Below are 19,391 nucleotides of genomic sequence, written 5' to 3'. Positions count from 1 at the left end.
GGTTTCCGGGGGCTTCCCGGGAAGCGGCCGACGCAACTCACCCATCGACGAAAGCAGCATCACCCGTGACCGCACCCGGCTCCTTGCCCGCATCCGAGACGGCCCACCGCGATCCGCTCCGGCTGACGCAGTACGCGCGCGGCGGCGGATGCGCCTGCAAGCTGCCTCCCGGCGAGCTCGAGGCTCTCGTCGGTGACCTGTCCGGGAGGCACGTCGCGCCCCTGGTCGCGGAGGGCGCCGGGGCTCTGCTCGTCGGCCTGGAGAACGGCGACGACGCTGCCGTCGTCTCCCTCGGAGAGAACAACGCCGTCGTCCTCACAACGGATTTCTTCACCCCTGTCGTTGACGACGCCTTCGACTGGGGCCGCATCGCGGCAGCCAACGCCCTCTCGGATGTGTATGCCATGGGTGGTACCCCGCTGACCGCGGTCAATCTGGTCGCCTGGCCCCGCGAGGAGCTCCCCGTCGAACTCCTGCGTGAAGTCCTGCGGGGCGGGTTGGAGGTGACGCAGGCTGCGGGCTGCCACCTGGCCGGGGGGCACAGCATCGACGATCCGGAACCGAAGTACGGCCTGGCGGTGACCGGCCTCGCCGACCCCCACCGGCTGCTGCGCAACGACGCCGGACGCCCCGGACTGCCGTTGACGCTCACGAAGCCGCTTGGCATCGGCGTCCTCAATACCCGTCACAAGGCAACCGGGGAGCGCTTCGCACACGCGGTGGAGACGATGGTGGCGCTCAACCAGGAGGCGTCACGGGCCGCGCTGGCGGCAGGCGTCGAGTGCGCCACGGACGTCACCGGCTTCGGCCTGCTGGGCCACGTGCTCAAACTGGCGCGTGCGAGTGGCGTCACGGCGGTGCTGGACTCCGCTACCGTGCCCTACCTCGATGGCGCGCGCCAGGCGGTACGCGACGGGTTCGTCAGCGGCGGCACTCACCGCAACCTCGCTTGGGCCAGTCCCCACACGGCGTGGGGACCGGGCCTCAGCGAGAATGAACGGCTGCTGCTGGCTGACGCCCAGACCTCGGGCGGCCTGCTGGTCGCCGGAGAGATCCCTGGGGCCCCCGTCATCGGAGAGCTCGTTCCTGCCGGAGAGCACCCTGTTGTCGTCCGCTGACGAACACAGCCGTCACAGAGCGGGCGGTGACCGGTCGGCAACCACCGCAGACGCCCGGCGTCGGATCCCCCGGACCGACGTGCTGCTGGCCGGGGCGCCGTTCGCCGATGCCGTGGACCGGCTGGGCGCTGCGGCAGTCAAGCACGCGATCCACCGTGCCCAGGACAGCGCCCGGCGAGGGGAGATCGCACCGGAGGCGGTCGCCCACACCGCCGCCGGTCTGCTGCCCACGACCGCGACCACGCTGACCTCCGTGCTCAACGCCACCGGCGTAGTGGTCCACACCAACCTCGGCCGCGCGCCGCTGTCGGCCGCGGCGGTGGCCGCACTGTCCACCGCCGCTGGCTACGTCGACGTCGAGTACGACACCGAGACCGGTACTCGGGCCCGACGCGGCCGCGCCACCCTGGCCGCGCTCCTGGCGGCCGTGCCGGCGGCCGAGGACGCGCATGTCGTCAACAACGGTGCTGCCGCACTGGCGCTGGCGGCCGCCGCCCTCGCCGCCGGACGCGAGATCATCGTCAGCCGTGGCGAACTGATCGAGATCGGTGACGGGTTCCGCCTGCCGGACCTGCTGATCAGCACCGGCGCCCGGTTGCGCGAGGTCGGCACCACCAACCGCACCGTCGTGGCCGATTACGCCCACGCCTGCGGCCCCGACACAGCATTCATCCTCAAGATCCATCCCTCGAACTTCCGCGTCGAGGGCTTCACCCACGCCGTTCCCGTACACGAACTGACCGGGCTCGGCGTCCCGGTGGTCGGCGATATCGGCTCCGGCCTCCTGGCCCGCGACCCGCTACTGCCCGACGAACCGAACGCGGCCGACTGGCTCGGTCAGGGCGCCGCCCTGGTAACCGCCAGCGGCGACAAACTGCTCGGCGGGCCGCAGGCCGGTCTGCTCCTGGGCAGCACCGGCCTCATCACCCAGTTGCGCCGGCATCCGTTCGCACGCGCGCTGCGCCCGGACAAGTTGGCGCTGGCCGCCCTTGAAGCCACCCTCACCGGCCCCAGAACGCCGGTCACCCAGGCCGTGCACGCCGATCCCACATGGCTGCGGGCACGCGTCGACGCCGCGGTCCACGAGCTGACCGGCCTGGGCGTCGACGCGCGCACGGTGCCCAGCACGGGACTCGTGGGCGGCGGCGGGGCACCGGGCGTCTCACTGGAGGGGTGGGCGGTGCGACTGGACGAACGCTACGCGGCTGCACTGCGCAGAGGCAGCCCGTCCGTGGTGGGACGCGTCGAGCACGGCGCCTGCCTGTTGGACCTGCGGTGCGTACCTGCAGAGGACGACGCCCGGCTGCTGTCGGCGGTGGCAGCCGCGGCAAAGAACTTCGATCACGATGAGGACAGCACATGCGAGTGATCGCCACTGCCGGACACGTCGACCACGGAAAGTCCACCCTGCTGCGGAAGCTGACCGACATGGACCCCGACCGCTGGGACGAGGAACGGCGCCGGGGCATGACCCTCGACCTCGGATTCGTATGGACCACCCTGCCGAACAGCGGCCCCACCATCGCCTTCGTCGACGTGCCGGGACACGAACGGTACGTCGGCAACATGCTGGCCGGCATAGGCCCCGCCCCCGCCGTCCTGCTCGTCGTCGCCGCAGACGAAGGCTGGTGCCGGCAGACCGAGGAACACGTCGCCGCGCTGCGCGCACTGGGGATCCGGCACGGAGTCCTGGCCGTGACCCGGTCCGACCTCGGCGACGCCGACCTCGCGACCGCGGAGGCACACGACCGGCTGGCCGACACCGACCTGCTGCACGGGCTCGAAACCGTCGCGGTCAGCGCCGTCACCGGCTCCGGGCTCGGTGAGCTGCGCGCCGCGCTGCGCCGACTGGATCAGAGACTGCCCGCGCCCTCGGAGGACGGACCGGAACGACTGTGGATCGACCGGGCGTTCACCGTACGCGGCAGCGGTATCGTCGCGACCGGAACCCTCACCAGCGGCTCAATGCAGGTCGGGGACGAGCTTCGCGCGGAACCTACCGGCGACACCGTGCGGATACGGGCGATGGAGTGCCTCAAACAGCCCGTGCCCCAGGCCAGCGCGGTCAGCCGGGTAGCCGTCAACCTACGCGGAGACGGAGCATCGCGGCTTCGCCGGGGGCATGTGCTGGTACGGCCGGGTCAATGGGCAACCGGCACCGTGTGGGACGTCCGGCTCCTGCACGCTGGGGAGCGCATCCCCGAGCAAGTCGTCGTGCACCTGGGGTCGGCCGCTCTCCCGGCACGCGTCCGGGTACTGCCTGGCGTCACCCCGAGCGCAGCGCGACTGACGCTGGCGACGCCGGTACCGGTGCACCTCGGCGAGCGGGTGGTGCTGCGGGACCCCGGCGGCCAGCAGATCCTCACAGGAGCCATCGTACTCGACGTGGCACCGCCGAAACTGCGGCGCCGTGGGGCGGCAGCGTCCCGCGCCCGCGAGCTCGCCGTCCTGCCCGAAGTACCCAGCCTGCAAAGCGAGCTGGCCCGCAGAGGCACAGTACGACGGGCCTGGGCGACGGAAACCGGGCTCCTGCCCGGTGGAACACCCGCGCCCCGCTACGCGATGCCAATCGGCGACTGGCTCATCCACCGCCCCCGCTGGGAGCGGTGGACCTGCGAGCTCACCGAAGCCGTCGACAAATGGGCCGTCCAGCACCCCATAGCACCTGCTCTGCCCCGGCACGCCGCGTGCGAGGCTCTCGGCCTGCCCATCCCGGAGTTGCTCACCCCACTGACATCCGCAGCAGATCTGATCATCGGCGCCTTCGGGGTGAGCAGACCCGACGCGAAGGTCGTGTTCACCCCTGCCGTCGAAAAAGCACTGCGCACGCTCACCGAGCAACTCCGAAGTGCCCCGTTCGCCCCACCGACAGCCGCAGAACTCGTGGAATCCGGGCTGGGCCCCGCAGAACTCGCCGCCGCTGTCCGCGAAGGCCTACTGCTCCGGATAACAGATGGAATCCACCTGCTGCCGGACGCGCTCGACGAGGCGGTACGCCGGATGGCAGAACTGCCACCGCAGTTCACCGTGAGCGATGTCCGTCGAATGCTCTGCTCCAGCCGCCGGGTGGTGCTGCCCCTGCTGGAGCTGCTCGACCGGTCGGGAACCACTCGACGAATCGACACCATCCACCGCGAGTTGCGCTCCCGGTGCAGTGACCGGTGACGATGCGGCAATGGCCGCGTCATCCACATCGTCGGGCATCTGACCGCAACCTCGGAGGCACCACGCCTTACGAGATCCGCCCGTCCACCACGACAACCGCCTCGCCATCGAGGACCACCCCAGCGGGCAGGTCCATCCCGGCCAGCGCAATGTCCATCCACCAGGCGGTGACGTCCCGCCCCGAACGCGCCTGCGACCGCTCCGTCTCGGCCGTCCGCCCGAGCACCGTGCGGTGACCATCCAGCTTGATCTCATGCCACCAGCCCCGCCCAGCCGGCAGCGTCGCCACCGGCTGAGCGAGCGCGATCTGAACGGGCCACTCCACACGACCGCCCTCCGCCGCCGACGCCCGGTGCGCCCATCGGGCTACTCCAGGAAACCGAGCATCGTGTCCGGACGGCACTGCGAGCACGCCGGCACCTGCTGCCGCAGCGCCTCAAGCGCCTGCCCCTGCCCACTGGCACGCCCCGCCCGCTGTTGCGGACCGTCCAGCGGTCCCCGGCATGCACGGCGACCACGTTCCGGCGGTTCAGCCCGTGCTCGACCAGCCACTCCGGTGGCGTCGGCTGTGCCTTTCCGCCACGCCGCCGCTCCACCTCCTGGCGTTCCTCCTCCGCCATCCACCGGTCAAGCTGCGCCAGACTCGCCCGCGCCTGCTGGATCACCACGCGCCGCGCGAACTGCAGCAGCTCCAGACGGGAAGGCACGGCATCGCTCACATGTTCCGAGGCCGCTGCGGCGTCCGACCGCCTACGGGCGCGCGCTAACTTCGGCCAAGGTGGCGGCCGGTGCGGGGCCGTGGAGCCCTGGAGGGGGTACGGGCTGGTCAGGGCACCGCGCGTTGCCGTGTTCCCGTGTGGTGTTCCCACGGGAACACGGATGCCATCCCGAGGCGGGCCGGAACGGTCTGGCGCGAGCCGAAGCGTGGAAGTTTCCGCAGGTCGGAGAGAAACCGCAGGTCAGAGCATGTGCGAGGGGCCCTCTGCAGCCCTGTTCCGGCGGGCCGCCATCACCGCGTAGACGAGGACGCCCGCGAACAGGAACAGCACGCCCTGGTAGACCGCCGCGTACCCGGCGCCCGCGACGAGCCACAGCGAGAAGGCGGCCGCGCCGCCCGCCACCACGGCGTCGCGCACCAGGCGTGCCCGGTCGACCCGTTCGCGCCGTCCCGAGACGAGGTGGAAGATCTGCGCGGCGGTGGCCAGCAGGTACGGCACGGTCGCGGTGAACGTGGTGACGAGGACCAGGACCTCGAAGACCTTCGCCGAACCCGCCGTGTAGTTGTAGACGGTGAGCAGCGAGGCGAGCACGACGGTGACGGCGACGCCGACGGTCGGGACGCCGCGCCGTCGGCGCGCGAACGCGGCGGGGAACAGGCCGTCCCGGGCCGCGGCGTAGGGGGTCTGCGCGCTCAGCAGGGTCCAGCCGTTGAGGCAGCCGGTCATCGACACCAGCGCGGCGAGCGCGACGGCCCAGCCGCCCCAGGAGCCGCCGAACATGGCGTTCACGGCGTCCGAGAAGGGCGCGGTGGACTTCACCAGGCGATCGTGCGCCACCGTGCCGAACACCGAGAGCGTGCCCAGCAGATAGACGAGCGCCGCGCCCGCGGTGCCGATGACGGTGGCCCGTCCCACGTTGCGCCGGGCGTCCTTGACCTCGCCCGCGCTGACTGCCGCGGACTCCACGCCCAGGTAGGAGAAGAGCAGGATCGCGGCGGCGGCGGACACCGCGCCGATCGTGCTGCCGCCGCCCGCGTGGAACGGGCCGAGGTTGCGCGGGTCGAAGAAGAACAGCCCGCCTACGGCGACGAGCAGCAGCGGCACGAACTTCAGCACGGTGGCGACGAACTGCACGGCGCCCACGTACCGGGTGCCCGCGAAGTTGGCGAGCGCGGGCAGCCACTGGAGGGCGAGCGCGGCCAGACACGCCGTCCAGCGGTGGCCGCCCACCGGGATCAGTACGTCGAGGTAGCCGACGGCGGCGACGGCGAGCGCCGCGTTCGACACCCAGGTGGTGATCCAGTACGCCCACGCGGCGAGGAAGCCGGCGAAGTCGCCGAAGGCCTCGCGGGCGAAGACGTAGGGTCCGCCGGTGCGCGGGTGCCGCTCCGCGAGGCGGCCGAAGACCAGCGCGAGGGCGATGGCGCCGAGGGTCAGGACACCGAAGGCGACCAGGCTGACCGTGCCGTACGGGGCGACGGAGGCCGGGAGCAGGAAGATCCCGCCGCCGATGATGTTGCCCATGACCAGGGCGGTGGCGACGGGCAGTCCGAAGCGCCGGGCGTGTCTGCCGGAGCTTCCGGTGGGGTCCTCTGCGGGTGCGGGGGCCGCGGGGGTCTCCCGCGGTGCCGGAGCCGACGGGACGGTTCCGGTGACGTGCATGGGGTGGTGCGCCTCTCTTCGAGCTGGTGCCCGGGGTCGCCGGGACGGACCCCATGGTCGGCGATGCCCCGGCATCGCACCAAATCGCACATTTTTGTTCTGTATGGTTCCGTGCGGCACCGCAAAAGATGAGCCATCGCGCGCCCTGAGCCGCCCATCGTCCTGTGCCGGTCTCTGTTCGTCCTGTGCCGCACTCTGCCGTCAGGTCGGCCTGCCGGCCCGGCCCGTACGCTGCCGCCTCAACTGACCGTCACGATCCCATCACAGAGCCGACATGGCATCTACCGTTGTTGTTCACCGGCCCGATGATGTTGTTTTCAGCCTCATCACCTGTCCAAGGGGGATCATGCGCATCCGTGTCACCGCCTTTGCGGCCGCGGCCTTCGGTTGTCTCGCCCTGGCCGGCTGCACCGGCGGCAACGGCACCGCCCATCGCGAATCCACCGACAACGCCCAGCCCGCCACCACCCAGGGCGACGGCGACTCGACGGGCTACATCACCGAACGGACCATCACCCCCTGGCCGTTCACCGTCGCCTCCGGCAACCTCGCCTGCGCCGACCAGGCCGTCACCTTCATCACCGCCGAAGGTACCTACGGTCTCAACGGCCGCGCCCGGCAGAAGCACCCGGGGCCCGACCCCATCTGGGCCGCCGACCCCAACAACCCGGGCAAGAACATCTCCCTCGACGCGGTCATCAACCGCGGCCTGGAGCTCTGCAAGTAGTTCCGGTCCCGTCTTCCGCTCCGGGCGCCCCACCCCTGGCGCCCGTGGCGGCGGCCCGGGCTCGCCGTCCCCCGCACCGCGGGCGGGCAGGGCTCCGGGGGGATCAGCCCACGACGACCGTGGCGCCGGCCCGGGTGAGGGCGGTGCGCAGGTCGGCCGGGCAGGGCCGGTCGGTGATGAGGGTGTCGAAGCCGTCCAGCTCGCACACGCGGTGGGCGGCGGTACGGCCGAACTTGCTCGAGTCGGCCAGCGCATAGCGGTGGGACGCGTTGGCGAGCATGGCCCGCTTGGTGGCGACCTCGTCGAGGTGGAAGTCGGTGAGGCCGTAGGGGGCCACCCCGCCGGACCCGAGGAAGACGGCGTCCGCGCGCAGATTGCCGAAGAACTCCACCGCCTGGGCGTTGGAGCAGGCGAGATCGCCCGCCCTGAGCCGTCCGCCGCTGACCAGGACCTCCACCCGGGGGCGTGTGCTGACCTCGGCGGCCACGAGCAGGGACGGGGTGGCGATGACCCCGGCGTGGTCGGCCGGCAGCGCGCGCGCCACCTCCAGGGCCGTGGTGCCCACGTCGATGACCACGGTCTGGTTCGGCTCGATGAGCGCCGCCGCCGCCCGGCCGATGGTCTCCTTCTCCGCGGCGAGGCTGCCGCTGCGTTCGCTGAAGGGCGCTTCCTCCCCGACCGGTGCCTGGGCGCTGGTGGCGCCGCCGTGCACCCGGGACAGCTCGCCGCGCCGTTCGAGCAGGGCGAGGTCCCTGCGGACCGTTTCGTGGGAGACGCCGAGCAGCGTGGTCAGGTCGTCGGTGGTGACGAACTTCAGCCGGGCGATCTCGGCGACGATTCTGCGGTGGCGCTCGGCGGCGAGCACGTCCCACCTCCCTGGATGAGTGACCGTTTCTGTGGATCTGTGACTGCATTCTACGGTCAGCCGACGCCGGGTCGGGCCGGGCTCCCTCAGTCCTGTGCCGACTCCCGCCTTGCCGACTCGTGTTCCCGAGCACGGTGAACAACCCTTGACGGCAGCCGGGCAGGGGTCCACACTTCCAGTAACGCGCGGTCAACAATCCACAGAAACGGTCACCGGGTGGGTTGCCGAGACCGCTCCGGTCAGGGTCCCGCGGCACCATCGCGGGCCCGCCGCCTCCCCAGCGGACAGGCCCCGGCAGACCCCGCGCGGGGCGTGCCCGCTCAGCCGACCGAGTTCGGTTGCTCACGTTCACTGGCTCTCGCACTCCACGGCGGGGCACTCTTAAGCAGGGAAAAGAGTCATGGCACAGGCAGAATCAGGTCCCCAGAGATCAGGAACAGGCGCCCCCGGCAAGGGTGAGCCCAAGCCGCAGATGGCGCGGGAACTCGGCTGGTACGCCTCGTTCGCCGTGGCCTTCGGGTTCGTCTCCATCGCCACCGGCATCTTCACCACCTACGGCTCGGTGCTCGCGACCTCCGGCCCGCGGGGCATCTGGGCCTGGCCGATCTCCGTGATCGGTCAGCTCTCCATCGCCCTGGTCTTCGGCGCCCTCGCCGCACGCATCCCGATCAGCGGCTACTCGTACCAGTGGGTGTCACGGATCGTGGGCCCGGTATGGGGCTGGATCATGGGATGGATCTCGTTCGCCTTCCTGGGCGTGGTCCTGGTCGCCGTCGACTACACGATCGCCTCCACCATCCTTCCGGAGCTGTTCCGCTACGTCGGCACCACGCAGAACGCCTGGGTGATCACCGCCGGCGTCGTCCTGCTCCAGGCCGTCCTCGTCGCCGCCTCCACACGCACCACCCACCGGGTCAACAGCGTGGCCGTGACCGTGCAGCTCGTCGGCATGATCGCCCTGACCGTGCTGCTGTTCGCGGTGGGCGCCTTCACCGGCAAGCTCGACTTCGGGCACCTCTTCGACACCGGGACCGTCCCCGCGAGCGGCTACTACGGCCTGGGCGGCGGCACCACGGCCGGACCGTTCGCCCTGGCGTTCCTGCTCGGCGCGTTCACCATCGTCGGCTTCGAGTCGGCGGCCAACCTGGCCGAGGAGACCAAGAACCCGGCCCGCGTCATCCCCAAGGCCATGGTCCAGGCCGTGCTCTCCCTGGGCGTGCTCGGCTTCCTGTTCCTGGTGGCGGTCACCGCGGCGGCCGGCCGGGTCGACGGCGTCGGCGCGTCGGCCACTCCCGTGGCCACCGTCATCACCGCGGTGCTCGGCTCCGTCGTCGGCAAGATCCTGCTGGTCCTGGTCGTCGTGTCGATCTTCTCCTGCGGACTGGTGATCACCCTCAGCGGCACCCGCCTGGTCTACGCCATGTCCCGCGACGAGCGCTTCCCCGGCTGGCGGCTCCTCAAGCGCCTCGACCGGCGCACCGCCACACCCGTGAACGCCTCGGTGTTCATGATGCTCATCGCGCAGATCATCCTGGCGGTCTTCTCCCGTTCCACCGACGCCCTGTTCCAGCTGTTCTCCGCCGGAACCCTGCTGCCCGCCCTCATCTACGCCGGAACCGTCGCGATGTACGCCATCAAGCGCCGTTCCCTGCCCGCGTCCCAGGGCTTCTCGCTGGGCCGCTGGGAAGTGCCGGTGCTGGTCGTCGCGGGCGTCTGGCTGGTGTACGAACTGCTGATCTTCCGGGACGCTTCCTTCCGTGCCCCGTGGACCTACGTACTCGTGCTGTTCGCCATCGGCGCCGTCTACTTCGCCGGGCTGCTGTTCCGGCGCGGGCGGGACGGGCTGACCATGCCGGACATGGCCGACGTCGACCGCGCCCTGGACGCCGTCGACCCCTCGGCCGCGACGGCCGCGACGTCTACGGGGCCCGCCGCGGAAGGGGGCGCACGATGACCGCGATCCTCGCCATCGACCAGGGCACCTCGGGCACGAAGGCCATCGTCGTCGACCCCGAGGAAGGCACCGTCGCCATCGCGGAGGAGACCGTCCGCCCCACCTACCTGAACGGCGGAGGGGTCGAGCAGAACCCGCACGAACTGCTCGACTCCGTCCTCAGGGCGGGCCGCCGCGCGGTGAGCGCGGCTGGCCGTCCGATCGCCTGCGTGGCCCTGGCCAACCAGGGCGAGACGGTCCTGGCCTGGGACCCGGCCACCGGGACGCCCCTGACCCAGGCGCTCGTGTGGCAGGACCGGCGCGCGGAGAGCGTCTGCGGCGAGCTGTCCGAGCACGCCGAGAGCATCGCCCGCCGCACCGGCCTCGTCCTCGACCCGTACTTCTCCGCGCCCAAGATGGCCTGGCTGCGACGCAACCTCACCCGCGACGGGGTGGTGACGACCACCGACACCTGGCTGGTGCACCACCTCACGGGGGAGTTCGTCACCGACGCCTCCACCGCCAGCCGCTCCCTCGTCCTCGACCTGGACACCGCCGCCTGGGACGGGGAACTCCTGGACCTGTTCGGGCTCGGCGACGAGCGGCTGCCCCGCATCGCCGCCTGCGACGAGGTCGTCGGCACCACCCGGGCCTTCGGCCCGGAGGTACCGGTGGCCGGGCTGATCGTCGACCAGCAGGCGGCCCTGGTCGCGGAGCGCTGCCTGGAACCGGGCACCGCGAAGTGCACGTACGGCACCGGCGCGTTCCTGCTGGCGAACACCGGCCTGAACCCGGTGCGCTCCAGCGCGGGCCTGACCACCTCGGTGGCCTGGCGGGCGGCCGGACGGACGCCGTACTGCGTGGACGGCCAGGTCTACACCGTCGCCTCGGCGGTGCGCTGGCTCCAGGACCTCGGGCTCATCCAGTCCGCGACCGACCTGGACACGCTGGCCGCGGCCGACGCCGAGGGCGTGCTGTGCGTGCCCGCCTTCGCCGGGCTCGCCGCCCCCTGGTGGGCACCGGAGGCCACCGCCTCCCTCACCGGCATGACCCTGGCCACCCGGCGCGAACACCTCGTCCTGGCCGTGCTCCAGGGCATCGCCGCCCAGGTCGCCGAGCTGGGCACCCTGGTCGCCAAGGACCTCGGCCGGCCCCTGACCCGACTGCGCGCGGACGGCGGACTGACCAACTCCGCCGTCCTCATGCAGGCCCAGGCCGACATCGCGCAGATGCCGGTCGACATCTACCCCCACGCCCACGCCACCCCCCTGGGGGCGGCCGCACTGGCCCGCTGCGCCCTCGATCCGGCGCTCGGGCTCGAAGAAGCCGTCGGCGACTGGCAGCCGACCACCGTCTACGAACCCCGCTGGTCCGCCGACCGGGCCGAGGAGTTCCGTACCGCATGGGCGCAGGCCGCGACGGCCTGCGCCGCCGAGGGAGACCATTCATGACCGCCACCCCGCACCGTCCCCACGACGACGTCTTCGACGTCGCGGTGATCGGCGGAGGCATCGTCGGCGCGGCGATCGCCCGCGAACTGTCAGGACACGACGTCCGCGTCGCGCTGCTCGACGCCCGCGACGACGTCGGCGACGCCACCAGCAAGGCGAACACCGCGATCCTGCACACCGGCTTCGACGCCAAGCCCGGCACGCTCGAATCCCGCCTGGTGGCCCGCGGCTACCACCTGCTGAGCGACTACGCCAAGGCCACCGGCATCCCCGTCGAGCACACCGGCGCCGTGCTGGTGGCCTGGAACGACGAAGAGCTCCAGGCGCTGCCCAGCCTGAAGGAGAAGGCCGAGGCCAACGGCTACGACCGCTGCCGGATCATCGGCGCCGACGACGTGTACCGGCTGGTCCCCGACCTCGGCGAGGGCGTGCTCGGCGGGCTGACCGTGCCGGACGAGTCCATCATCTGCACCTGGACCACGAACCTCGCCCTGGCCACCGACGCCCGCCGGCGCGGCACCACGATCCTGCTCCAACACGCCGTGACCGGTGTCGACGACGAGGACGAGGCGACCACCCTTCACACCCCGGCCGGTGACGTACGGGCCCGCTGGGTCGTGAACGCCGCCGGTCTGGGCGCCGACCACATCGACCGCCTCTTCGGCCACGACCGCTTCACCGTCACCCCCCGCCGAGGTGAACTCTTCGTCTTCGACAAGCTCACCCGCCCCATGGTGAACAAGATCGTGCTCCCGGTGCCCACCTCCCGGGGCAAGGGCGTACTGATCTCCCCGACCATCTACGGCAACGTCATGCTCGGCCCGACCGCCGAGGACCTCACCGACCGCACCGACACCGCCACCTCCGAGAACGGCTTCGACTTCCTGCTCACCAAGGGCGAACGCCTCATGCCGCGCCTGCTGGCCGAAGAGGTCACCGCCAGCTACGCCGGGCTGCGTGCCGCCATCGACCGCTCCGACTACCTCATCGAGGCCAGTCCCGAGCAGCGCTACCTCCTCGTCGGCGGGATCCGCTCCACCGGCCTGACTGCGGGCATTGCCATCGCCGAACACGCCCGCACCCTGCTGGAGGAGGCCGGCCTGGCCCTGCGCCCGCGCGCGGACCTGCCGGAACCACCGCGGATGCCCAACATCGGCGAAGCCACCGAGCGCCCCTACCAGGACGCCGACCTCATCGCCCGCGACCCCGCCTACGGCACCATCGTCTGCTTCTGCGAACGGGTCACCGAGGGCGAGATCCGCGACGCCTGCCACGCCCCGGTACCCGCCCGCAGCCTGGAGGGACTGCGCCGCCGCACCCGCGCGATGAACGGCCGCTGCCAGGGCTTCTTCTGCGGCGCCGCCGTCGCCGCCCTGCGCGACAAGCACCACACCCACGACGGCTGCCGCAGCCAGCACAAGGACAACCGATGACCCACCAGCCGCCCCTGACCACACCCGACGTCCTCATCATCGGCGGCGGACCCGCGGGCCTGACCGCCGCGGCCGAACTGGCCGGACGCCGGGCCGGCCGCGTCCTCGTCGTCGACCGCGAGCAGGACGCCGGCGGCATCCCCCGGCACAGCGACCACACCGGCTACGGCCTGCGCGACCTGCGCCGTGTGATGTCAGGACCCGCCTACGCCCGCCACCTCGTAGGGCAGGCCGGCCGGGCCGGAGCGGAGATCCGCACCCGCACCATGGTCACCGGCTGGGCCGACGAGCACACCGTCGACGTCACCAGCCCCGACGGCCGCTACCGGATCCGGCCGCGCGCCATCGTGCTGGCCACCGGCGCCCGCGAACGGCCCCGCACCGCACGCCGCATCCCCGGCGACCGCCCCCACGGCGTCTACACCACAGGACAGTTGCAGAACCTCGTCCACCTGCACCACCAGCCCGTCGGCAAGCGTGCCGTCATCGTCGGCGGCGAACTCGTCAGCTGGTCCGCGGCCGTCACCCTGCGCGAGGCCGGCTGCACCCCCGCCCTCATGGTCAGCCAGTACCCGAAGGCGGAGTCCTATGCCGCCTTCAACGCGGCCGGACGCACCGTCCTGCGCGTCCCCGTCGCCACCCGCACCCGCGTCACCCGCGTCATCGGCAAGGGGCGCTGCCAGGCCGTGGAGATCGAGCACCTCGACACCGGCCGGCGCCGCACGGTCGCCTGCGACACCGTCGTCTTCACCGGCGACTGGATCCCCGACCACGAACTCGTCCGCGCCGCCGGCATCACCCTCGACGAAGGCACCCTCGGCCCCCTCACCGACACCGCGCTGCGCACCAGCCGCCCCGGCGTCTTCGCCGCCGGCAATCTGCTGCACCCCGTCGACACCGCCGACGTCGCCGCACTCGACGGCAGGCACGTCGCCCAGCAGGTCGTCCACCACCTGAACGGCGAGGACCGGCCGGCCGAGGGCGTCCGCCTGATCGCCGACGCCCCCTTCCGCTGGATCTCCCCGCAGCTCCTGCGGCCGAACGACCCCGCACCCGCCCGGGGGCGCCTGCTGCTGTGGACCGACGAGCTCGTCCGCTTCCCCAAGGTGACCGTCCGCCAGGACGGACGGACCCTCGCCCGCCGCACCCTCGCCTGGCCCGCCGCCCCCGGCCGCGTCTTCCGCGTGCCCGCCGCCCTGCTCGACGACGTCTCGCCCACCGGAGGTCCGGTCCACATCGGCCTGCACTGATCCCGGCCGCCCGGGCACCGCGGTGCCCGGGTGGTGAATGTCGCTCTCTCCCGGGCGAACCGTTTGCTACTGCCCTGAGCGAGCAAGCGGTCCCATGGACGTCCGCGCGCCCAGAGGACGCCCGGGAGAGAGGAGACCCATGCGGCGCACGGACATCACCGTCAAGGGTCCTCGCCCTGACCATGATCATGATGGCGATCGGCACGTTCGCCATCGGCCTGATCCCCTCCTACGCCGCGATCGGCTTCTGTGCCCCGACCCTGCTGATCCTCTTCCGGCTGGTCCAGGGGGCTCCCCGCCCTCCGTCGCGACCCCGAAGGAGGCCGCGGAACTGGTCGAGAGCCGGGCCCCGCAGCCCAGGTTCTGACCGAGGTCGCGGGGCCGCGCCCAGGCGCGGGCGTGCGGGAGGCGGGACCCGGACCCGGTCCGGCGTCCCGGGGCGCCTGCGCGTAGCATCAGCGGGCCCGTCCCGTCCGCAAGGAGTTCCGAGCCCGTGACCTCCGTCGTCGCGCCCGCCGGTCTGCCGGCCCCGCGCCTGCTGACCCGTACGGAGGACGGGCAGCGGCTGCCCGCGCTGCTGTGGCCCGCCGGCCCGGGATGGCGGATGATCAGCAACGCCGTGCTCGGCGGCGGCATCGGAGAGCGCGGCTGGGTCCTCAACGCTCAGGTAGCCCACGGCTATCGGCGCACCGACCCCGAACGCCACCTCGCCGACCTGGCCGAGGCGGCCGGTCTGCACGGCGCGGGAGTGGGACTGATGACCGCCGCCGACATCACGGCTCTCGGCAGCGCCGGCGACGGCGGCGCCACCGCGGTCGCCACCGCCGGGGTCCGGGTGCGGGGATGGGCCGCTTCCCCGGCGGCGGGGACGACCGGCCCGAGCGCACCCGGCACGATCAACGTCGTCGCCGCGATTCCGGCCGCCCTCTCGGACGCCGCACTGGTCAACGCCGTCGTCACCGCGACCGAGGCCAAGGTGCAGGCGCTCCTTGAGGCGGGCTACGACTGCTCCGGCACCCCCACCGACGCCGTGTGCGTGGCCGCCCGCACCCCGCGCACCGACGACGAACTCCACGCCTTCGCAGGACCGCGCTCGCTGTGGGGCGCCCGCCTGGCACGCGCCGTGCACGGCGCGGTGCGTGCGGCCCTGCCCGCTCCGGGGGACTGAGGAGCGGGCAGGCGACTGTGCGTCAGCTGTCGAAGTCGACGGTCAGGGAGTCGGAGACGGGGAACGACTGGCAGGTCAGCACGTACCCGGCGTCCACCTCGGAGGGCTCCAGCGCGTAGTTGCGGCGCATGTCGGCCTCACCGTCGGTGACCAGGGCGCGGCAGGTGCCGCACACGCCGCCCTTGCAGGCGAAGGGCAGGTCCGGACGCACCCGCGTCGCCCCGTCCAGGATCGTCGTCTCCCGGGAGAGCGGGGACGTGGTGGAGCGGCCGTCGAGCGTGATGGTGACCTGGCTGACCGGGCCGTCGCCGGTGGCGTCCTCCTCGTGGCGGACGGCGCGGATCGGCTCGTCGTCGGCGAAGAACAGTTCCTGGTGGACGCGGTCCGCCGGGACCCCGAGGTCCCCGAGCAGCTTCTGCGCGTCCCGGACCATGCCGTGCGGGCCGCACAGCCACCAGTGGTCCGCGCTCTTCACGTCGACGAGCCCGTCGATGAGCGCGGCCAGGCGCTCGGCGTCCAGACGCCCCGACAGGAGTTCGGCCTCGCGCGGCTCGCGGGACAGGACGTGCCCGAGCTGGAAGCGGGTGGGGTAGAGATCCTTCAGGTCGGCGAGCTCGTCGGCGAACATCACCGTGTCCGTACGGCGGTTGCCGTAGAAGAGGGTGACCCGGGAACGGGAGTCGGCGGCCAGGACGGACTCGGCGATGGACAGCATCGGGGTGATGCCGGAGCCGGCGGCGATCAGGACGTGGTGGCCCGGTTCGGCGAGGTCGGGGGTGAAGGCGCCGGTGGGGGCCATCACCTCGATGGTGTCGCCGGGGCGGACCTCGTCGACCAGCCAGGAGGAGAACAGGCCGCCGGGCACCACCCGCACACCGATGCGCGGGCGGGCGCCGACGGGGGAGCAGATGGAGTACGACCGGCGCTCTTCGCGCCCGTCGACCTCGCGGCGCAGCGTGAGCGACTGGCCCGGACGGTAGGCGAACTCCTGCGCCAGCTCCTCGGGCACGTCGAAACTGACGGCGGCCGCGTCCGCGCACAGCGGCTGCACCGCGGCGACCCGCAGCGGGTGGAAGGCCGGACGGCGGCGCCGCCGCGCGGGGGCGGCGGACGCGTCGGTCTCCGTCGTGGTGGTCGGGGCCATCAGATCTCCTTGACGTACTCGAACGGCTCAAGACAGCTGCGGCAGCGCCACAGTGCCTTGCAGGAGGTGGCGGCGAAGCGGGACGTCTCCTCGGTGTCCGACGAACCGCAGCGGGGGCACGCCACCGTGCGCCGGGTGGCGGACAGCTCCAGCGGCACGGGGCCGCCGGCCCGCCGGGGCGCGCTGCCGGGCGGTGCGATGCCCGCCTCGGTGAGCTTGCGCCGGCCCTCCGCGGTGATCCAGTCCGTCGTCCACGGCGGGTCGAGGACCGTGCGGATCTCCACCTGCGTGAATCCGGCCGCACGCAGCCGCGCGGCCACGTCGGCGCGCATCTCCGCCATCGCGGGACAGCCGGAGTAGGTGGGGGTCAGCCCGGCGACGACCGTGCCGTCCGGCCGGAGCTCGACGGTGCGCAGCACGCCGAGGTCGGCCAGGGTGAGCATGGGCAGCTCCGGGTCCGGGACCTGCTCGGCCACGTGCCGCGCGCGCCGCTCGTCCAGTGCGCTCACCATGTCGCCTCCGGGTGCGCGCGGGCCACGCTCTGCAACTCCTCCAGCAGGGGGGCCAGATGCTCGGTGTGGTCGCCCTCCCTGCCCTGACCGGGCAGGGCCTCGGCCTCGGGCAGCTCAAGACCAGCGGCGTCGAGAACCTGCCGCAGTACCGCGGTCGTCTCCTCCCGCACGTCCGCCGGGTCGACGCCGAAGCCCGGCCGGGGCTCGAAGAGTTCGGCCGTGTACCGGCCGACGGCGGCCAGCGCCGCCCGCATCCGCCGGTGGGACTCCTCCGTGCCGTCACCCAGGCGCACCACCCAGTCCGCCGCGAACTGCCGGTGGTAGGCGAGCTCGTTGACGCCCTTGGCCGCGATCGCCTTCAGGACCGGGTCCTGCGTGGTGGCGGCGAGCCGCTGGAAGACGGCCAGGCGCCAGCAGGACAGGATCAGCAGCCGGGTGACGGAGAACGCGAAGTCGCCGTTGGGGAGTTCGGCGAGCCGGACGTTGCGGAAGTCCGCCGCGTCCCGGAAGTAGGCGTAGGCGTCCTCGTCCCGGCCGGTGCCGTCGACCTGGCCGGCGCGCGCGTACAACAGCCGCGCCTGGCCGAGCAGGTCGAGGCCGATGTTGGCCAGCGCGACCTCCTCCTCCAGCTCCGGGGCCCGGGTGCACCACTCGGCCAGTCGCTGCGCCCCGACCAGGGCGTCGTCCCCGAGGGCGAGGCAGTACGCGGCCAGCCCGGCGGGCTCGACCGTGTCCGGCACGGTGGTGTCGACGCCGTGCAGCGGGTCCTCGAATCCGGTGCCGAAGGCCCAGCGGGCGTCCGACTCCCCGTGGTCCGCGGCCAGGGACAGGTAGACGTGGTCGTCGGTGACGTCGCTCATGTCCGTCCTGCTCCTAGATGTGGGGGACATCGTCGGGGATGTCGTAGAAGGTGGGGTGGCGGTAGACCTTGTCGGCGCTGGGCGCGAAGAACGGGTCCTTCTCGTCGCGGGTGGAGGCGGCTATGTGCTCCGAGCGCACCACCCAGATGCTCACGCCCTCGTTGCGCCGGGTGTACAGGTCGCGGGCGTGGCTGAGCGCCATGGCGTCGTCGGCCGCGTGCAGCGAGCCGACGTGCACGTGGTTCAGGCCGCGCTTGCCGCGGACGAACACCTCGTACAGCGGCCAGCTGTCCTTCGTACCCTCGGTGTTGCTCATGCCGCCGTTCCTTCCTCGTTGTTCCGGGTGCCCGGGGTGGCCCCGGTCCCGGCGGCCCGCTTGGCCGCGTGCGCGGACGCCGCTTCACGCACCCAGGCGCCGTCCTCGTGCGCGGCCTTGCGCCGTGCCACACGCTGCTCGTTGCACGGCCCGTCGCCGCTGATCACCCGCTTGAGCTCGGACCAGTCGGGGGTGCCGAAGTCGTGCCGGCCGCGCTCCTCGTTCCAGCGCAGCGCGGGGTCGGGCAGGGTGACGCCCAGCTTCTCGGCCTGCGGGACCGTCATGTCGACGAACCGCCGGCGCAGTTCGTCGTTGCTGTGCCGCTTGATCTTCCAGGCCATCGAGGCCGCGGAGTTGGGGGAGTCGCCGTCGGGCGGGCCGAACATCATCAGGGACGGCCACCACCAGCGGTTCACGGCGTCCTGCACCATCTCGCGCTGGGCGTCGGTACCGCGCATCATCGTCATCAGCAGCTCGTAGCCCTGCCGCTGGTGGAACGACTCCTCCTTGCAGATCCGCACCATGGAGCGGGCGTAGGGGCCGTACGAGCTGCGGCACAGCGGCACCTGGTTGCAGATCGCCGCGCCGTCGACGAACCAGCCGATCACGCCGACGTCCGCGAAGGTCGGCGTCGGGTAGTTGAAGATCGACGAGTACTTCTGCCGGCCCTCGATGAGGCGGTCGGTGAGGTCCGCGCGGTCGGCGCCCAGGGTCTCGGCCGCCGAGTACAGGTACAGGCCGTGCCCGGCCTCGTCCTGGACCTTCGCGAAGAGGATGGCCTTGCGGCGCAGCGAGGGGGCCCTGGTGATCCACTCACCCTCGGGTTGCATCCCGATGATCTCCGAGTGGGCGTGCTGCGCGATCTGCCGGATCAGCGTCCTGCGGTAGCCCTCGGGCATCCAGTCCCGGGGCTCGATCCGCTGGTCCTTGGCGATCGTCGCGTCGAACTGCTCCTGGAGCCGTTGCTCCGCGCTGTCGCCGCTCGACACTGCGCCGTGTGACGTGGTCATCGATACCAGCTTCCCTACCGACCATTCGTTCGGGTAATAGTCTGTCGAATTTTTCCGG

Annotated in this window: 18 protein-coding genes; 9 read left to right on the top strand and 9 right to left on the bottom strand. The window is 72.2% G+C overall.

Annotation, left to right across the window (positions count from 1 at the left end; translation table 11 throughout):
- The first annotated feature begins 83 nt into the window (after positions 1-83).
- The 3 genes from selD to selB are packed head-to-tail and all read left to right on the top strand — an operon-like array spanning position 84 to position 4,283.
- The gene (gene selD, locus ACTYVM_RS26690) at positions 84-1,118 is read left to right on the top strand and encodes a selenide, water dikinase SelD (protein WP_445528445.1); all 1,035 of its coding nucleotides are present in this window, start codon (positions 84-86) and stop codon (positions 1,116-1,118) included.
- The gene (selA, locus tag ACTYVM_RS26685; RefSeq protein ID WP_445528400.1) at positions 1,105-2,487 is read left to right on the top strand and encodes an L-seryl-tRNA(Sec) selenium transferase; all 1,383 of its coding nucleotides are present in this window, start codon (positions 1,105-1,107) and stop codon (positions 2,485-2,487) included. The genes selD and selA overlap by 14 nt, the downstream gene beginning before the upstream one ends.
- The gene (gene selB / locus ACTYVM_RS26680; protein ID WP_445528399.1) at positions 2,478-4,283 is read left to right on the top strand and encodes a selenocysteine-specific translation elongation factor; all 1,806 of its coding nucleotides are present in this window, start codon (positions 2,478-2,480) and stop codon (positions 4,281-4,283) included. Before selA ends, selB begins: the two co-directional genes overlap by 10 nt.
- A 67-nt stretch (positions 4,284-4,350) precedes the next feature.
- Here the strand turns inward: selB and ACTYVM_RS26675 are convergent, their stop codons facing one another.
- From ACTYVM_RS26675 to ACTYVM_RS26665, 3 genes are all read right to left on the bottom strand, one after another.
- A complete protein-coding gene (locus tag ACTYVM_RS26675; RefSeq protein ID WP_445528398.1) occupies positions 4,351-4,608 on the bottom strand; it encodes a DNA ligase-like domain-containing protein in 258 nt (85 codons plus the stop codon).
- A 41-nt stretch (positions 4,609-4,649) separates the two neighbouring features.
- Positions 4,650-4,835 (bottom strand): DUF6233 domain-containing protein, encoded by a 186-nt coding sequence (locus tag ACTYVM_RS26670; RefSeq protein ID WP_445528397.1) that lies wholly within the window; start codon positions 4,833-4,835, stop codon positions 4,650-4,652.
- A 407-nt stretch (positions 4,836-5,242) separates the two neighbouring features.
- Complete coding sequence (locus ACTYVM_RS26665) at positions 5,243-6,664, bottom strand: amino acid permease (RefSeq protein ID WP_445528396.1); 1,422 nt, start codon at positions 6,662-6,664, stop codon at positions 5,243-5,245.
- A 346-nt stretch (positions 6,665-7,010) separates the two neighbouring features.
- Here ACTYVM_RS26665 and ACTYVM_RS26660 point away from each other — a divergent pair, with 346 nt between their 5' ends.
- Complete coding sequence (locus ACTYVM_RS26660; RefSeq protein WP_445528395.1) at positions 7,011-7,391, top strand: DUF2511 domain-containing protein; 381 nt, start codon at positions 7,011-7,013, stop codon at positions 7,389-7,391.
- A gap of 103 nt (positions 7,392-7,494) precedes the next feature.
- Here ACTYVM_RS26660 and ACTYVM_RS26655 read toward each other — a convergent pair whose 3' ends face one another.
- A complete protein-coding gene (locus tag ACTYVM_RS26655) occupies positions 7,495-8,256 on the bottom strand; it encodes a DeoR/GlpR family DNA-binding transcription regulator (RefSeq protein ID WP_445528394.1) in 762 nt (253 codons plus the stop codon).
- Positions 8,257-8,656: 400 nt separating this feature from the next.
- Here ACTYVM_RS26655 and ACTYVM_RS26650 point away from each other — a divergent pair, with 400 nt between their 5' ends.
- From ACTYVM_RS26650 to ACTYVM_RS26630, 5 genes are all read left to right on the top strand, one after another.
- Positions 8,657-10,210 (top strand): APC family permease, encoded by a 1,554-nt coding sequence (locus tag ACTYVM_RS26650; RefSeq protein ID WP_445528393.1) that lies wholly within the window; start codon positions 8,657-8,659, stop codon positions 10,208-10,210.
- Positions 10,207-11,640 carry an FGGY family carbohydrate kinase gene (locus ACTYVM_RS26645; RefSeq protein WP_445528392.1) on the top strand — a complete coding sequence of 478 codons (1,434 nt, stop codon included), beginning with the start codon at positions 10,207-10,209 and terminating at the stop codon, positions 11,638-11,640. The genes ACTYVM_RS26650 and ACTYVM_RS26645 overlap by 4 nt, the downstream gene beginning before the upstream one ends.
- Positions 11,637-13,073, top strand: a complete 1,437-nt coding sequence (locus ACTYVM_RS26640) for an NAD(P)/FAD-dependent oxidoreductase (RefSeq protein WP_445528391.1) — start codon at positions 11,637-11,639, stop codon at positions 13,071-13,073. The genes ACTYVM_RS26645 and ACTYVM_RS26640 overlap by 4 nt, the downstream gene beginning before the upstream one ends.
- Positions 13,070-14,323: an NAD(P)/FAD-dependent oxidoreductase gene (locus tag ACTYVM_RS26635; protein ID WP_445528390.1), complete on the top strand. Its 1,254-nt coding sequence runs from the start codon at positions 13,070-13,072 to the stop codon at positions 14,321-14,323. Before ACTYVM_RS26640 ends, ACTYVM_RS26635 begins: the two co-directional genes overlap by 4 nt.
- 493 nt (positions 14,324-14,816) lie before the next feature.
- Entirely contained in the window at positions 14,817-15,491 is a 675-nt protein-coding gene (locus tag ACTYVM_RS26630) for an adenosylcobinamide amidohydrolase (RefSeq protein ID WP_445528389.1), read from the top strand.
- A 22-nt stretch (positions 15,492-15,513) separates the two neighbouring features.
- Here the strand turns inward: ACTYVM_RS26630 and paaE are convergent, their stop codons facing one another.
- The 5 genes from paaE to paaA are packed head-to-tail and all read right to left on the bottom strand — an operon-like array spanning position 15,514 to position 19,333.
- Positions 15,514-16,635, bottom strand: coding sequence for a 1,2-phenylacetyl-CoA epoxidase subunit PaaE (paaE, locus tag ACTYVM_RS26625; protein ID WP_445528388.1), 1,122 nt, complete (start codon positions 16,633-16,635; stop codon positions 15,514-15,516).
- Positions 16,635-17,147: a 1,2-phenylacetyl-CoA epoxidase subunit PaaD gene (gene paaD / locus ACTYVM_RS26620; RefSeq protein ID WP_445528387.1), complete on the bottom strand. Its 513-nt coding sequence runs from the start codon at positions 17,145-17,147 to the stop codon at positions 16,635-16,637. Before paaD ends, paaE begins: the two co-directional genes overlap by 1 nt.
- Positions 17,141-18,007, bottom strand: coding sequence for a 1,2-phenylacetyl-CoA epoxidase subunit PaaC (paaC, locus tag ACTYVM_RS26615; RefSeq protein WP_445528386.1), 867 nt, complete (start codon positions 18,005-18,007; stop codon positions 17,141-17,143). The genes paaD and paaC overlap by 7 nt, the downstream gene beginning before the upstream one ends.
- Positions 18,008-18,020: 13 nt before the next feature.
- Positions 18,021-18,323, bottom strand: coding sequence for a 1,2-phenylacetyl-CoA epoxidase subunit PaaB (paaB, locus tag ACTYVM_RS26610; RefSeq protein WP_225080350.1), 303 nt, complete (start codon positions 18,321-18,323; stop codon positions 18,021-18,023).
- Entirely contained in the window at positions 18,320-19,333 is a 1,014-nt protein-coding gene (gene paaA / locus ACTYVM_RS26605; protein ID WP_445528385.1) for a 1,2-phenylacetyl-CoA epoxidase subunit PaaA, read from the bottom strand. Before paaA ends, paaB begins: the two co-directional genes overlap by 4 nt.
- Positions 19,334-19,391 lie beyond the last annotated feature (58 nt).

The sequence above is a fragment of the Streptomyces cyslabdanicus genome (assembly GCF_052663305.1).
Note: the sequence above shows the minus strand (reverse complement) of the source record. Positions and strands in the feature narration are given on the sequence as shown.

Excerpts from the sequence above, each read along its gene's own strand:
- selB (WP_445528399.1), top strand. The coding sequence starts at position 2,478 with ATGCGAGTGATCGCCACTGCCGGACACGTCGACCACGGAAAGTCCACC.
- ACTYVM_RS26665 (WP_445528396.1), bottom strand. The coding sequence starts at position 6,664 with ATGCACGTCACCGGAACCGTCCCGTCGGCTCCGGCACCGCGGGAGACC.
- ACTYVM_RS26660 (WP_445528395.1), top strand. The coding sequence starts at position 7,011 with ATGCGCATCCGTGTCACCGCCTTTGCGGCCGCGGCCTTCGGTTGTCTC.
- ACTYVM_RS26650 (WP_445528393.1), top strand. The coding sequence starts at position 8,657 with ATGGCACAGGCAGAATCAGGTCCCCAGAGATCAGGAACAGGCGCCCCC.
- ACTYVM_RS26645 (WP_445528392.1), top strand. The coding sequence starts at position 10,207 with ATGACCGCGATCCTCGCCATCGACCAGGGCACCTCGGGCACGAAGGCC.
- ACTYVM_RS26640 (WP_445528391.1), top strand. The coding sequence starts at position 11,637 with ATGACCGCCACCCCGCACCGTCCCCACGACGACGTCTTCGACGTCGCG.
- ACTYVM_RS26635 (WP_445528390.1), top strand. The coding sequence starts at position 13,070 with ATGACCCACCAGCCGCCCCTGACCACACCCGACGTCCTCATCATCGGC.
- paaE (WP_445528388.1), bottom strand. The coding sequence starts at position 16,635 with ATGGCCCCGACCACCACGACGGAGACCGACGCGTCCGCCGCCCCCGCG.
- paaD (WP_445528387.1), bottom strand. The coding sequence starts at position 17,147 with ATGGTGAGCGCACTGGACGAGCGGCGCGCGCGGCACGTGGCCGAGCAG.
- paaC (WP_445528386.1), bottom strand. The coding sequence starts at position 18,007 with ATGAGCGACGTCACCGACGACCACGTCTACCTGTCCCTGGCCGCGGAC.
- paaB (WP_225080350.1), bottom strand. The coding sequence starts at position 18,323 with ATGAGCAACACCGAGGGTACGAAGGACAGCTGGCCGCTGTACGAGGTG.
- paaA (WP_445528385.1), bottom strand. The coding sequence starts at position 19,333 with ATGACCACGTCACACGGCGCAGTGTCGAGCGGCGACAGCGCGGAGCAA.